The organism is Bradyrhizobium sp. UFLA06-06 (assembly GCF_054820065.1).
In genome coordinates, this window is the sequence record NZ_JADFUD010000013.1 from 92,040 (window position 1) to 105,481 (window position 13,442).

Below are 13,442 nucleotides of genomic sequence, written 5' to 3' on the forward strand. Positions count from 1 at the left end.
GATTGTGCACTGCGTGCTTGCTCGATTGGAACAATCCTGCGCGCGTGATATCCAGATGGCATGAAACGGCTGAAGGCGATACGCAGGTGGTTCGCACGGCGCTTCGGCTATGCGCGGCTGGTCTGCGTGGCGCTGTTGATCGGCATTGCCGCGCTGCGGATCGTGGATCCGGCTCCGGTCCAGGAGCTTCGCGTCAGGACGTTTGACACATTCCAGGCGCTGCAACCGCGCCAGAAGACCGCGCGGCCCGTCACCATCGTCGACATCGACGAGAAGAGCCTCGCCGATCCCCGGCTCGGACAGTGGCCGTGGCCACGGACGCGGCTCGCCGATATCGTCACCAATCTCACCCGGCTCGGCGCCGTGGTGATCGCGTTCGACGCGGTGTTCTCCGAACCGGACCGTCTCAACCCCGATATCGCCGCCGATACCTTCAGCAGCCTTGATGAGGAGATGCGCGCCAGGCTCCGGCAGCTGCCGAGCAACGACAGCATCATGGCCGAAGCCATCAAGAACTCGCGCGTGGTGCTCGGCGAATCCGGCGGGCCCAACGTGCGCGCCGACCTCAACGAAAAGCTTCCGGTCACCGGACTTGCGATGCTCGGCGAGGAGCCGCAGCCTTTCATGTTCATGTTTCCGGGGTTGCTGCGCAACGTGCCGGTGCTCGAGGAGGCGGCTGCCGGGCGCGGCCTCTTCACGATCAGGCCGGAGCGCGACGGCATCGTCAGGCGCGTGCCGATGATCATGGTGGCGCAGGGCATCACCATGCCGTCGCTGAGCTTCGAGATGCTGCGGGTGGCGAGCGGCTCGGGCACGATCCTGATCAAGGCCGACAAGGCCGGTATCAAGAGCCTGGGTCTCAAGGGCTTTGCGATCCCGACCGATCTCCACGGCCAACTCTGGATCCACTACGCCCGCCGCGATCCCTCGATCTATGTCTCGGCCGTCGATGTGCTGGACGGGCGCGTCTCACCGGACCGAATTGCCGGCAAGCTGATCGTGATCGGCACTTCAGCGATCGGGCTGAACGACATCAAGACGACGCCGGTGACGCCGGCGATGCCCGGTGTCGAGGTCCACGCCCAGGTGCTGGAGAGCGCGCTGACCGGCGACGTCGTTTCGCAGCCGAACTACGGCATCGGCATCGAGTTCTTTGCCGCGCTGATCATGGGGCTCCTTGTTATCGCCTTCGCGCCGAAGTTCGGTCCGATCACGCTGGTTGCCGTCGGCGGGATGTTCGCCTCCGTGCTGATCGGCACGTCCTGGTATTTCTATTCCCAGCACCGGTTGCTGATCGACTTCACCTATCCGCTGATGTCGACCACGGCGATCTATCTCACGCTGATCTTCTCCGCCTTCGTGCGCGAGCAGCAGCAGCGCCGACAGATCAGGTCGCAATTCGTGCAGTACATGTCGCCCGCGCTGGTCGAGCAGCTGGCGCAGTCGCCGGAGCGGCTGGTGCTCGGCGGCGAGGAACGCGAGATGACCATCATGTTCTCGGACATGCGCGGTTTCACCTCGATCTCGGAAACCTACAAGAGCAATCCGCAGGGCCTCACGGCGCTGATGAACCGCTTCCTTACCCCGCTTTCCAACGCGATCCTTGCCCGCAAGGGCACCATCGACAAATATATGGGCGACGCCATCATGGCGTTCTGGAACGCACCGCTCGACGACAAGCAGCACCAGCTCAACGCCTGCGATGCGGCGCTCGACATGCTGGAGCGCGTCGACCACCTCAACCGTGAGCGCGAGCAGGAGGCGAAGGACGGTGGCCACGTCTATGTGCCGCTCAACATCGGTGTCGGTCTCAACACCGGCTCCTGCGTGGTCGGCAATATGGGCTCCGATGTGCGTTTCGACTATTCGGTGTTCGGCGACAGCGTCAATCTGGCCTCGCGGCTCGAGGGGCAGTCCAAGGAGTACGGCTTCCCGATCATCGTGGGATCGAAGACCGCGCTCGCGGTGAAGGAGAAGTTCGCGATCCTCGAGCTCGATTTCATCATGGTTAAGGGCAAGAAGGAGCCCGAGGTGATCTACGCGATTGCCGGCCGCGAGGATGTCGCGAACTCCGGCCGCTTCCAGCGGCTGCGCAACCTGACCATCGAGATGCTCGCCTGCTACCGCGGCCGCGATTGGGACGGCGCGCTCGCCGCGATCGAGCGCGGCCGCAAGACCGACGAGGCGCAGACGCTGCAATATCTCTACCGACTCTACGAGGCGCGCATCCGCGCGTTTCAGAAGGAGCCGCCGCCGCACGACTGGGACGGCGCGTTTGCGTTGACGACGAAATAGGCGACGCACATTCGACGTCGTCCCGGCGAAGGCCGGGACCCATAACCACAGATGGGTGTTGTTAGAAAGCCGTCTGGCCGCTTGCCTATTGCGCCGGCCGCGGCGTATGGGTCCCGGCCTTCGCCGGGACGACGGTCCAGAGATTTACTCCAGCCCGATCTGGGTCAGATCCTGGAACCAGTGCTGCGCCTGCACGAAGGTCTTCACCTTCGGCGACAGCGCGTGCGGATTGGTGTCGTGCACCACCCACACCAGCGCGGCGTCGTCGACGATCAGCGCATGGGCCTGCGCCAGCAGTTCATCCTGCTTGGCGGTATCGAAGGTCTGCTTGGCCTCGTCGATCAGCGCATCGACCTTCGGGCTGTCTCTTATACACATGTTCGTCGGCAGCGTCAGATGTGTATAAGAGACAGGTATATAATGTCTCGAGCTCGACCACCTTGAAGTCGATGTCGATGCCGATCTCCTTGAAGCTCTGCTGCAGGAATTCGTTCATCGGCAGCGACAGCATCTGCCCGGTGCCGCCCTGGGCGATGATGAAGGTCGCCTTCAGCGGCTTGTCCTTCGAATAGCCGGCTTCCTCCACCAGCTTCCTGGCGGCTGCGACGTCGTATTTCAGTTCGAACGTCGGCTTGCCGAACCACGGGCTCGACGGATCGACCTGGCCCTTGGCGGGCTTGGCGAGGCCGTTCATCAGGCCAACTACCGCGTCGCGGTCGATCGCGAGGTTGAGCGCCTTGCGCAGGCGGATGTCGGTCCATGGCGAGCCCGGCAGCACGCTCAAGTGATAGTTCCAGACATGCGGTGTCACGTTGTCGACGATCCTCATGCCGGCGGCCTTGAGCTGCGGCACGGCGTCGGGCGCCGGCGTTTCGATCAGGTCGACCTGGCCGGCCAGCAGCGCGTTGGTGCGGGTCAGCGCTTCCGGCATCGGAATCAGGATCATCTTGTCGACCTTCGCAAGCCGCTTCTTGTCCCAATAGTCCGGGTTCTTCGTCAGCTCGGCGAGCTCGCGCGGCACCAGCTTGGTCAGCTTGAACGGACCGGTGCCGGAGGGCTGAGTGGCGAACTTGTCCCAGTCCTTGCCGAGCTTTTCATATTGCGCGGGGCTCGAGACCAGGAACCAGAGCATCTGATAGGGGAAGAAGGAGTCGACCGTCTTGGTGGTGATCTCGATGGTGAAATCGTCGATCTTGGCGTAGCTCGCGACCGAGGGCAGGCGGGTCTTGACCTGCGCGCTCTGCCGCTTGTCGAATTGAAGTGCCTTGTCGTTCAGCACCTTGTCGAGATTCCAGATCACCGCGTCGGCATTGAAGTCGCTGCCGTCGTGGAACTTGACGCCCTTGCGCAGCGCGAAGCGCCATTTGGTCTTGTCGTTGTCGTCGACCTTCCATTCGGTCGCAAGCCCGGGCACCAGTTTGCCCGGCCGGTCGGCAACGTCCATCTCCCAGGCCACCAGCGGATCGTAGATCGTGTAGGCGGTGAACTGATAGGCGCCGGCGCCGCGATCGGGCTGGCCGGTGGTCAGCGGGATGTCGGCCATCGAGATGCCGTAGCGCACAATGGACTCTGCTTGCGCGGATTTCCCCGGCCAGCACGCGGTCAGGGCAAGCGCCATTGCCGCCATCAGGATCGAATTGCGCGCACGCATATGAAGGCTCCGTTGGAAAGATGTCGGAGCCAAATCCTGCAAGCATGATGCCAGAATAGGCATCTTCGCTCCGTTCAGGCGCGAGGTGGGAAGAAATGACGCGCCCGGCGGTTATTTGCTGATGAACTATTCCCCTTGGCACAGGCATTGCATACGCTTGCCCAAGAAATAATCACCAAAACGTCACCAGACTCGAAGGGGCTGCTCAGATGCGTAACAGGAAAACCAATGCGACGGCGATCATGCTGGCGCTTGCGATAGCCACAGGCGTGCCGGCGATCGCCAGCGCGGAGAGCGTGCTGCGCATTGGCATGACTGCTGCCGATATTCCGCGCACGCTCGGTCAGCCCGACCAGGGGTTTGAGGGCAATCGCTTCACTGGGCTTACGATGTATGACGCGCTGACGATGTGGGACCTGTCCTCGTCGGACAAGGCAAGCGCGATGATCCCCGGCCTCGCCACCGAGTGGAAGGTCGACGATGCCGACAAGACCAAGTGGATTTTCAAGCTGCGCCCCGGCGTCACCTTTCATGACGGATCGCCGTTCAACGCCGACGCCGTGGTCTGGAACGTCGACAAGGTGCTGAAGCAGGATGCGCCGCAATACGATGCGAGCCAGGTCGGCGTCACCGCCTCGCGCATGCCGACGCTGGTCTCGGCGCGCAAGATCGACGACATGACGGTGGAGCTGACCACCAAGGAGCCGGACAGCTTCCTGCCGATCAACCTCACCAATTTGTTCATGGCGAGCCCGGCCAAGTGGCAGAAATTCTACGACAGGGCCGAAGGCGCCGACGCCAAGGCGAAGTCGCAGGCCGCGTGGGCCGCGTTCGCCAAGGACGCGTCGGGCACCGGACCCTGGAAGATGTCGAGCTTCACCCCGCGCGAGCGGCTCGAGCTGGTGAAGAACGAGAACTACTGGGACAAGGCACGGGTGCCCAAGGCTGACAAGATGGTGCTGTTGCCGATGCCGGAGGCCAATGCCCGGACGGCGGCGCTGCTGTCGGGGCAGGTCAACTGGATCGAGGCGCCGGCGCCGGACGCGCTGCCCGAGATCAAGCAGCGTGGTTTCAACCTCTATTCCAACGAGGAGCCGCATGTCTGGCCGTGGCAGTTCTCGCGCGTCGAGGGCTCGCCGTGGAACGACATCCGCGTCCGCAAGGCTGCCAATCTCTGCGTCGATCGCGAAGGGCTGCGCGACGGCCTGCTTGCCGGCCTGATGGTGCCGGCGACCGGCACGTTCGAGCCCGGCCACCCCTGGCGCGGCAGCCCGACCTTCCAGATCAAATACGACAAGCCGGCCGCGCAGAAGCTGATGCAGGAGGCGGGCTTCGGTCCGAACAAGAAGCTGACGGTCAAGATCCAGACCTCGGCGTCGGGCTCCGGCCAGATGCTGCCGCTGCCGATGAACGAATATCTGCAACAGGCGTTGGCCGAGTGCTACTTCGATGTGCAGCTCGACGTCATCGAGTGGAATACGCTGTTCACCAACTGGCGGCGCGGCACCAAGGATCCGACCGCCAACGGCTCGAACGCCATCAACGTCACCTATGCGGCGATGGATCCGTTCTTCGCGCTGGTGCGTTTCCTGCAGTCGGGCATGGCGCCGCCGGTGTCGAACAATTGGGGCTTCAACAACAACCCGAAGTTCGACGAGCTGGTGAAGAAGGCCCGCCAGACCTTCGAGCCGGCGGCGCGCGATGCCGCGCTCGCCGAGCTGCATGCGGCCTCGGTTGACGACGCGGCCTTCCTTTATGTCGCCCACGACGTCGCACCGCGGGCGATGAGCCCGAAGATCAAGGGCTTTGTGCAGCCAAAGAGCTGGTTCGTCGACTTCTCGCCGGTCACGGTCGCGCCGTGAGGCGCTAGCCGCGCAACAGGTGCACCCTTTCCCCTTGCGGGAGAGGGTGGCTTCGCGAGAGCGAAGCCGGGTGAGGGGTTGTCTCCGCGGACACGCCTCTCTGAGATGAAATGATTGTATCCGCGGATAGAAACCCTCATCCGGCGCGCTCCGCGCGCCACCTTCTCCCGCAAGGGAGAAGGAAGAAAGAACGAAACGTGTTCGCCTATACGTCCAGACGGATCGTCTACGTCATTCCGATCGTGCTCAGCGTGGCGCTGGTGTGCTTCCTCTTGGTGCACATCACGCCCGGCGACCCCCTGGTCGCGGTGCTGCCGGCCGATGCCTCGCAGGAGCTTGCTGCGCAGTTGCGCACGGCCTACGGCTTCGATCGTCCGTTGCCGGTGCAATTCGGCCTGTGGCTGTGGCGCGCGATCCATGGCGATCTCGGCAATTCGATCGCGACCGGGCGGCCCGTCCTGACCGAGGTGATGCGCGCCGTCGGCAACACCGTGATGCTGGCGATCGCGGCCGCGATGATCGGCTTTACGCTCGGCCTGCTGTTCGGCCTGATCGCCGGCTATTTCCGCGACACCTGGGTCGACAAGGTCGCGACCTCGGTGGCGATAGCCGGCGTGTCGCTGCCGCATTATTGGCTCGGCATGGTGCTGGTCATCATCTTCTCGGTGCAGCTCAACTGGCTGCCCGCGGTCGGCGCAGGTCCCGGCGGCTCCGGCGCCTGGGCGTGGGACTGGGAGCATCTGCGCTATCTGGTGCTGCCGGCGATCACCACCTCGGTGATCCCGATGGGCATCGTCACCCGCACGGTGCGCGCGCTGACCGGCGACATCCTGAGCCAGGATTTCGTCGAGGCGCTGCGCGCCAAGGGCCTGCGTGAGACCGAGGTGTTCCGCCACGTCGTCAAGAACGCGGCGCCGACCGCGCTCGCGGTGATGGGGCTGCAGCTTGGCTACATGCTGGGCGGCTCGATCCTGATCGAGACCGTGTTCTCGTGGCCGGGTTCAGGCCTGCTGTTGAACTCGGCGATCTTCCAGCGCGATCTGCCGCTGCTGCAGGGCACGATTCTGGTGCTGGCGCTGTTCTTCGTGCTGCTCAATCTCCTGGTCGACATCGCGCAGGCCGCGATCGATCCGCGCATCAAGCGGAGCTAACCATGAGTGCGATGTCAGATACTGCATTACAGGCCGCTCCCGCGAGCAAAGCGCGCGGCTATTGGGCGACGGTTGCCCGCCGCATCAGGCGCGACAAGGTCAGCATGGCCTGCGCCATCATCCTGGTGCTGATCTTTGCCTCGGCGCTGCTGGCACCATGGCTGCATCTCGCCGATCCCTATCAGGGCTCGATGATCCGCCGTCTCCGCCATATCGGCACGCCGGGCTATCCGCTCGGCACCGACGAGCTCGGCCGCGACATGCTGGCGCGGCTGATCTATGGCGGACGGCTGTCGCTGGTCATCGGCATCCTGCCGGTGATCTTCGCGTTCATGATCGGCACCTCGCTCGGCCTCGTCGCCGGCTATGTCGGCGGCAAGCTCAATACCGCGATCATGCGCACGGTCGACGTGTTCTACGCCTTCCCCTCGGTGCTGCTGGCGATCGCGATCTCGGGTGCGCTCGGCGCCGGCATCACCAATTCGATCGTGTCGCTGACCATCGTGTTCGTGCCGCAGATCACCCGCGTCGCGGAAAGCGTCACCACCGGCGTCCGCAACATGGATTTCGTCGAGGCGGCGCGCGCGTCCGGCGCCGGCCCCTTCACCATCATGCGCGTGCACATGCTCGGCAATGTGCTGGGCCCGATCTTCGTCTACGCCACCGGCCTGATCTCGGTGTCGATGATCCTTGCGGCCGGTCTTTCGTTCCTGGGGCTCGGCACCAAGCCGCCGGAGCCGGAATGGGGTTTGATGCTGAATACGCTGCGCACTGCGATCTACGTCAATCCGTGGGTCGCGGCGCTGCCGGGTGCGATGATCTTCGCGGTCTCGATCTGCTTCAATCTGCTGAGCGACGGCATGCGCAGCGCCATGGACATCAGGAACTAAAGCATGAGCGACGCCAATCTCTCCGTCGATATGCTGGAGCCGGTCGCCGACCTCGGCGGCGCCGCGCAGCCGCTGCTGCAGGTCAAGGGACTGACCAAGCACTTCCCGGTGCGCGGCGGCCTGTTCAGTCCGCGCAAGACCGTGCGCGCCGTCGACGACGTTACCTTCGCGGTCATGAAGGGCGAGACCGTCGGCATTGTCGGCGAATCCGGCTGCGGCAAATCGACCACCGCGCGGCTGTTGATGCATCTGATGGCGCGCGATGCCGGCGATATCATCTATGACGGGCGGCAGGTCGGCCCGTCGCTCTCGCTGCGCGATCTGCGGCGCGGGGTGCAGATGGTGTTCCAGGACAGCTACGCCTCGCTCAACCCGCGCCTCACCATCGAGGAATCGATCGCCTTCGGGCCAAAGGTCCACGGCATGGCCGACGACACGGCGCGGACGCTGGCGCGCGAGCTGCTCGGCAAGGTCGGCTTGCGGCCGGAGATCTTCGCCAACCGCTATCCGCACGAGGTGTCGGGTGGTCAGCGTCAGCGCGTCAATATCGCCCGCGCGCTCGCTCTGTCGCCGCGGCTCGTGATCCTCGATGAAGCGGTCTCCGCGCTCGACAAATCGGTCGAGGCGCAGGTGCTCAATCTGCTCGCCGACCTCAAACGCGAATTCGGCCTCACGTACCTGTTCATCAGCCACGATCTCAACGTCGTCCGCTACATCTCCGACCGCGTGCTGGTGATGTATCTCGGCGAGGTCGTCGAACTCGGCCCGGTCGATGCGGTGTGGGACGCGCCGGCGCATCCCTATACCCGCGCGCTGCTGGCGGCGATGCCGTCATCCGATCCCGACAGGCGCACCGAGGTGCCGCCGATCTCGGGCGATCCGCCCAATCCGATCGATCCGCCATCGGGCTGCCGGTTTCACACCCGTTGTCCGTTTGCGGAGCCGCTCTGCGCAAACGACACGCCAAAACTCAGCGATCTCGATACAATGGGCCATCAAGCGGCGTGCTACATGGCCATTCCTGGCTCGGGGCACAGCCGCGCGCCGGCAAAAGCAAAAGGAGAAAACGCGGCATGACCAGACCCACTCCCAAGGATGTCAAGGTGATCGCGCACGTCGCCGACGTGCCCGCCGACGACGACGTCGCCACCCGGATCGCCAATTCGATCGGGCCGGCATTCGACGGCTTCGCACCGATCTCCGGCACGCTGCCCTTCGATCTCGAACCCGCGAGCTTCCTGCTGGCGCAGATCGCGCAGAAGATCGAGAAGGTGTCGAAATGAGCTCTGAACCGGCCCTGATGACGCTGACCGCGGTCGCCAAGGCGATTGCCGACAAGAAAGTTTCCTCGCATGAGGTGACGCGCGCCGTGCTGCATCGCATTGCGGAATGGCAGCGGCGCCTCAACGCCTATATGGCTGTTGAATCCGAGCTGGCGCTGGCCGCAGCCACCGAGGCCGATGCCGCGCTCGCCAAGGGCAATAGTCGCGGTGCGCTGCATGGCGTGCCGCTGGCGCACAAGGACATGTATTACGACGCCGGCAAGGTCGTGACCTGCGGCTCGCTGATTCGCCGCGACTTCGTGCCGAAGACGACTGCGACCGCCCTGCAGCGGCTGAAGGATGCTGGACAGGTCCGCCTCGGCTCGTTGCAGATGGTCGAGTTCGCCTATGGGCCGACCGGCCACAACGTGCATTACGGCGCGGTGCGCAATCCCTGGAACACCGAGCACATTACCGGCGGCTCGTCGTCGGGCTCGGGCTCGGCGGTCGCCGCGCGGCTCACCTTCGCGGCGCTCGGCTCCGACACCGGCGGTTCGGTGCGCATGCCCGCGCATTTCTGCGGCGTCACCGGCCTGAAGACGACGGTCGGCCGCGTTAGCCGCGCCGGCGCGATGCCGCTGTCGCAGTCGCTCGATACGGTCGGCCCACTGGCGCAGACCGCGGAGGACTGCGCGCTGCTGCTCGGCCTGATGGCTGGGGCGGACCCGGAGGACCTGACAGCGTCGACGCAGCCGGTGCCCGACTACTTGGCCGCGACCAAGCAGTCGCTGAAGGGTCTGAAGATCGGTGTCCCGACGGCGTTCTATGTCGACGACCTCGATCCTGAGGTGGCGCGTATCCTCGACGAGACCATCGCCACCTTGAAGAAAGAGGGCGCCGAGATCGTCAAGGTCGAACTGCCCGATCAGCGCCAGCTCTCTTCGGCATCGCAGCTGGTGCTCGCGGTCGAGGCTGCCGCCTTCCACAAGCGCTGGATGATCGAGCGGCCGCAGGATTACGGCGCGCAGGTCTTGATGCGGCTGCAGAACGGGCTGACCATTCCGGCGGTCACCTATCTCGAGGCGATGCGCTGGCGCGGCCCCGCGCTCGCCGCGCACAACGCGGCGGTCAATGGGGTCGATGCGGTCATTGCGCCGTCGTCGCCGGTGCCGGCGCCGACGATTGCCGAAAGCGATGTCGGCAATGGTCCCGGCGCCGACGCGGTGCTGCAGCGGCTGACGCGGTTCACCCGCCCGGTCAACTATCTCGGCCTGCCGTCGCTCTCGATTCCCTCCGGCTTCACCAAGGCGGGCCTACCGGTCGGCATGCAGCTGATCGGCCGCTCCTTCGAGGAAGCGGTTCTGCTCCGGATTGGCGCCGCCTTCCAGCGCGCGACCGATTTCCACGCCAGGATACCCAAGCTCGCATGACCAACCTCGTCGAGATCAACAACCTCAACATCCGTTTCACCGGCGATCGCACGGTCCATGCCGTGAACGATCTCAGCCTGTCGCTCGGCGAGGGCGAGGTGTTGGGGCTGCTCGGCGAGTCCGGCTCGGGCAAGAGCGTGACGCTGCGCGCGTTGATGCGGCTGTTGCCGAAGAAGCGCACACAGATCTCCGGCAGCGTCAAGGTGCTGGGCCAGCAGGTGCTGGCGATGGACGACGAGGCGCTGTCAGCATTCCGCGGCCAGACCGTCTCGATGATCTTCCAGGAGCCGGCGCTGGCGCTCGATCCGGTCTACACCATCGGCCGCCAGATTGCGGAGACGGTGATGCGCCACGAGGGCAAGAGCGAGCGCGAGGCCACGGCCCGCGCGCTTGAAATGCTCGAGGTGGTGCGGATCCCCTCCGCGAAGCGGCGGCTGGACTCCTATCCGCACGAGATGTCGGGCGGCATGCGCCAGCGTGCGATGATCGCGCTGGCGCTAGCCTGCAAGCCGAAGATCCTGCTCGCGGACGAGCCGACCACGGCGCTCGATGCCACCGTGCAGATCCAGATCCTGCTGCTGCTGCGCGAGCTGCAGCGCGAGTTCGGCATGTCGGTGATTTTCGTCACCCACGACATTGGCGTCGCGATCGAGATCTGTGATCGCGTCGCGGTGATGTATGCCGGCCAGATCGTGGAGCAGGGCGCCTTGCGCGACATCGTGCGCTCGCCGGTGCATCCCTATGCAAAGGGTTTGCTGGCCTCGACCATTCACGGCGCGATGCGCGGCCAGCGGCTGGAAACCATTCCGGGCACGCCGCCCTCGCTCGATCACGCGCCGTCCAGTTGCTCCTTCGCACCGCGTTGCAAGTTCGCCGAGCCGCGCTGCAGCGAGCGCTTGCCGCCGGTCGTGCAGGTCGCGCCCGGCCGTTTGGCACGGTGCATCCTGGCCGAGCCGGCGCCCGCCACGGTTTAGCTCGCGCGCGCGACCGCGTCCGTGATCCAGCGTCGCACCGCGGCGATGCGGCGGTCCCGCGCCTGCTCGGTGCGGGAGACCAGGTAGATCGTCTCGCTGTATGCGGCCTCGAACGCAAACGGAGCCACCAGCCGCTTGCCGAAGCCCGGCCGCGCCTTGATCAGGGGCGCGATCGCGATCGCGACGCCGAGCCCGTGTTCGGCGGCCTCCAGCATCGCCGGCACGCTGTCGAGCCACAGATGTCCGCGCGGAGCGAGATTCGGCAGCCCGGCCTCCTTCAGCCAGGCCGGCCACGCCCGCGGCTGCGTCGTGACATGGATCAGCACCTCGCGCGACAGGTCTGCAGGGGTCCGAAGACCTGCCTTGACCAGTGCCGGCGTACAGACCGGCATTCCTTTGACCTGCACCAGCGGCTCGACCTTCAGTCCAGCGGCGTGTTCCCGTCCGTAGCGGATCGCGACATCGACGCGCGAACCGTTGAAGTCGGCATATTGGTGGGTGGCCTCGATCCGCAGCGTCAGTTGCGGATGGCGCCGCTTGAACTCCGGCAGCGCCGGCAGCAGCACGGCGCTGGTGAAGAACGGCAATGAGCTGATCCAGAGCTCGCCGCTGGCCTCGCCGCGTTGCCGCAACATGTCACGGCTCGCCTCCTGCAGCGTCGCCAGCGCGGCCGACACTTTTGCAAGGTAGCGCTCGCCGTCGTCGGTCAATCGCACCGAGCGCGCGCCGCGGACGAACAGCCTGGTGCCGAACTGCTCTTCCAGCCCGCGGATCTGATGGCTGATCGCCGACGGGCTCAGCGACAGGTCTCGCGCGGCGCGCCGGAAGCTGAGTTGCGTGGCCGCGCGCTCGAAGGCGAGCAGCGCCGGCAGCGGCGGGATCACCCGCGGATCGGGGGCATCCAATGGATGAATCCTGCTCACCTGAAGTGATGAATGGCCTTTTGTCATGGCCGCTATTCTTGGATCAGATTGGCCGAACGCTCAATCCTGCTCATCTCAGGGATTATCCGCCTTGGCCATCTTCGAACCGCTCGCCACGCCCCATCACTGGAAGCCCGCGGCGCTGGCGGCCGGGCCGTTCACCGGCCTTCAGGGTGGGGCGGTCGCAAGCCTGTTGACCGGCGAGGTCGAGGCCATGGCCGGCGCGCACAATTGGGGCACCGCGATCTCGGCGGCGGCCTGGTTCCTGCGGCCGACGCCAATGGCGGAACTGCGCACGCAGGTTACCGTGGTGACCGAAGGCGGCCGGGTCAGTGTGGTCGACAACACGCTCTGGCCGGCCGGTGAGGAGCAACCCTGCGCGACGGTGCGCGTGACGCTGTCGCGCGAGCGGGCTGTCGAGGTCCCGGGGTTTTACGGGAGCGCGGCCGATCCGGTGGATCCCACGGTATTTCCGTTGCGCAACCTCCGCGCCGTCCATGGCCAGGACCGCAGCTGGTTCATGGATGCGATGGAAGCCCGCGCCGGCGGCGATACCGCCTGGTTTCGCTTGCATCACGCCGTAATTGCGGACGCCGGTCCGCTGGCACGGGTGCTCGGCCCGGCTGACTGGACCCATGGCATCGCGCGTCCGGTCCAGAACGTGGTGGCCGACCCCAATCCGAACCTCGCGGTGCAGCTGTTCAGGCCACCGCGGGGCGCGTGGATCGGCGTTCGCGCCGAGGCCCGCTGGCGGCCGGAGGCCGGGCTCGGCGTCGGCGGCGGGGTATTGCTCGATGTGGATGGTGAGATCGGCCGGGTCTCGATGTCGGTCATTCTCGTGCCGTTTCCGAGAAGCGCGCCCGCGCAGGGCCAGGGTTCCGCGGCCGGTTAACCCTAATTTATTCCGTCAACTGTCGGCGCGATCACAAAATTAGGCCGCAAACCATGCTTTGGTTCACGCGACTTAAAATGGACGGTGGTCGCAAACGTCTATACAACGTGGT

The 13,442-nt window shown here is 65.3% G+C and carries 10 protein-coding genes and 1 pseudogene; 9 read left to right on the forward strand and 2 right to left on the reverse strand.

All coding sequences use genetic code 11. The features are described from left to right. Positions 1 to 60: 60 nt before the first annotated feature. Positions 61 to 2,295: a CHASE2 domain-containing protein gene (locus tag IF803_RS14030; protein WP_461192530.1), complete on the forward strand. Its 2,235-nt coding sequence runs from the start codon at positions 61 to 63 to the stop codon at positions 2,293 to 2,295. Between the two features lie 144 nt (positions 2,296 to 2,439). Here the strand turns inward: IF803_RS14030 and IF803_RS14035 are convergent. Further along, positions 2,440 to 3,946 (reverse strand): annotated as a pseudogene (locus IF803_RS14035) (ABC transporter substrate-binding protein). 209 nt (positions 3,947 to 4,155) lie between these two features. On the opposite strand from IF803_RS14035, the gene IF803_RS14040 reads away from it, so the two are divergent. From IF803_RS14040 to IF803_RS14070, 7 genes are all read left to right on the forward strand, one after another. Beyond that, entirely contained in the window at positions 4,156 to 5,808 is a 1,653-nt protein-coding gene (locus IF803_RS14040) for an ABC transporter substrate-binding protein (RefSeq protein WP_461192531.1), read from the forward strand. Between the two features lie 197 nt (positions 5,809 to 6,005). Next, positions 6,006 to 6,959 (forward strand): ABC transporter permease, encoded by a 954-nt coding sequence (locus IF803_RS14045; protein WP_028339148.1) that lies wholly within the window; start codon positions 6,006 to 6,008, stop codon positions 6,957 to 6,959. Positions 6,960 to 6,961: 2 nt separating this feature from the next. Then, on the forward strand, positions 6,962 to 7,849 hold the full coding sequence (locus IF803_RS14050; protein WP_461192532.1) for an ABC transporter permease: 888 nt from the start codon (positions 6,962 to 6,964) through the stop codon (positions 7,847 to 7,849). Positions 7,850 to 7,852: 3 nt separating this feature from the next. Continuing rightward, positions 7,853 to 8,926: an ABC transporter ATP-binding protein gene (locus IF803_RS14055; RefSeq protein ID WP_461192533.1), complete on the forward strand. Its 1,074-nt coding sequence runs from the start codon at positions 7,853 to 7,855 to the stop codon at positions 8,924 to 8,926. Next, positions 8,923 to 9,132: a hypothetical protein gene (locus tag IF803_RS14060; protein ID WP_028339145.1), complete on the forward strand. Its 210-nt coding sequence runs from the start codon at positions 8,923 to 8,925 to the stop codon at positions 9,130 to 9,132. The genes IF803_RS14055 and IF803_RS14060 overlap by 4 nt, the downstream gene beginning before the upstream one ends. Next, on the forward strand, positions 9,129 to 10,541 hold the full coding sequence (locus IF803_RS14065; protein ID WP_461192534.1) for an amidase: 1,413 nt from the start codon (positions 9,129 to 9,131) through the stop codon (positions 10,539 to 10,541). Before IF803_RS14060 ends, IF803_RS14065 begins: the two co-directional genes overlap by 4 nt. Next, positions 10,538 to 11,515, forward strand: a complete 978-nt coding sequence (locus IF803_RS14070) for an ABC transporter ATP-binding protein (protein WP_304497581.1) — start codon at positions 10,538 to 10,540, stop codon at positions 11,513 to 11,515. The genes IF803_RS14065 and IF803_RS14070 overlap by 4 nt, the downstream gene beginning before the upstream one ends. Here the strand turns inward: IF803_RS14070 and IF803_RS14075 are convergent. Then, positions 11,512 to 12,420: a LysR substrate-binding domain-containing protein gene (locus tag IF803_RS14075; RefSeq protein WP_461192535.1), complete on the reverse strand. Its 909-nt coding sequence runs from the start codon at positions 12,418 to 12,420 to the stop codon at positions 11,512 to 11,514. The genes IF803_RS14070 and IF803_RS14075 overlap by 4 nt on opposite strands. 109 nt (positions 12,421 to 12,529) lie before the next feature. Here IF803_RS14075 and IF803_RS14080 point away from each other — a divergent pair, with 109 nt between their 5' ends. Continuing rightward, the gene (locus tag IF803_RS14080; RefSeq protein WP_461192536.1) at positions 12,530 to 13,330 is read left to right on the forward strand and encodes an acyl-CoA thioesterase domain-containing protein; all 801 of its coding nucleotides are present in this window, start codon (positions 12,530 to 12,532) and stop codon (positions 13,328 to 13,330) included. The last annotated feature ends 112 nt before the right edge of the window (positions 13,331 to 13,442 follow it).

Bases quoted from the DNA above. Each gene is read 5' to 3' on its own strand.
- IF803_RS14055 (WP_461192533.1), top strand. From the start codon at position 7,853: ATGAGCGACGCCAATCTCTCCGTCGATATGCTGGAGCCGGTCGCCGAC.
- IF803_RS14040 (WP_461192531.1), top strand. From the start codon at position 4,156: ATGCGTAACAGGAAAACCAATGCGACGGCGATCATGCTGGCGCTTGCG.
- IF803_RS14070 (WP_304497581.1), top strand. From the start codon at position 10,538: ATGACCAACCTCGTCGAGATCAACAACCTCAACATCCGTTTCACCGGC.
- IF803_RS14065 (WP_461192534.1), top strand. From the start codon at position 9,129: ATGAGCTCTGAACCGGCCCTGATGACGCTGACCGCGGTCGCCAAGGCG.
- IF803_RS14050 (WP_461192532.1), top strand. From the start codon at position 6,962: ATGAGTGCGATGTCAGATACTGCATTACAGGCCGCTCCCGCGAGCAAA.
- IF803_RS14060 (WP_028339145.1), top strand. From the start codon at position 8,923: ATGACCAGACCCACTCCCAAGGATGTCAAGGTGATCGCGCACGTCGCC.
- IF803_RS14030 (WP_461192530.1), top strand. From the start codon at position 61: ATGAAACGGCTGAAGGCGATACGCAGGTGGTTCGCACGGCGCTTCGGC.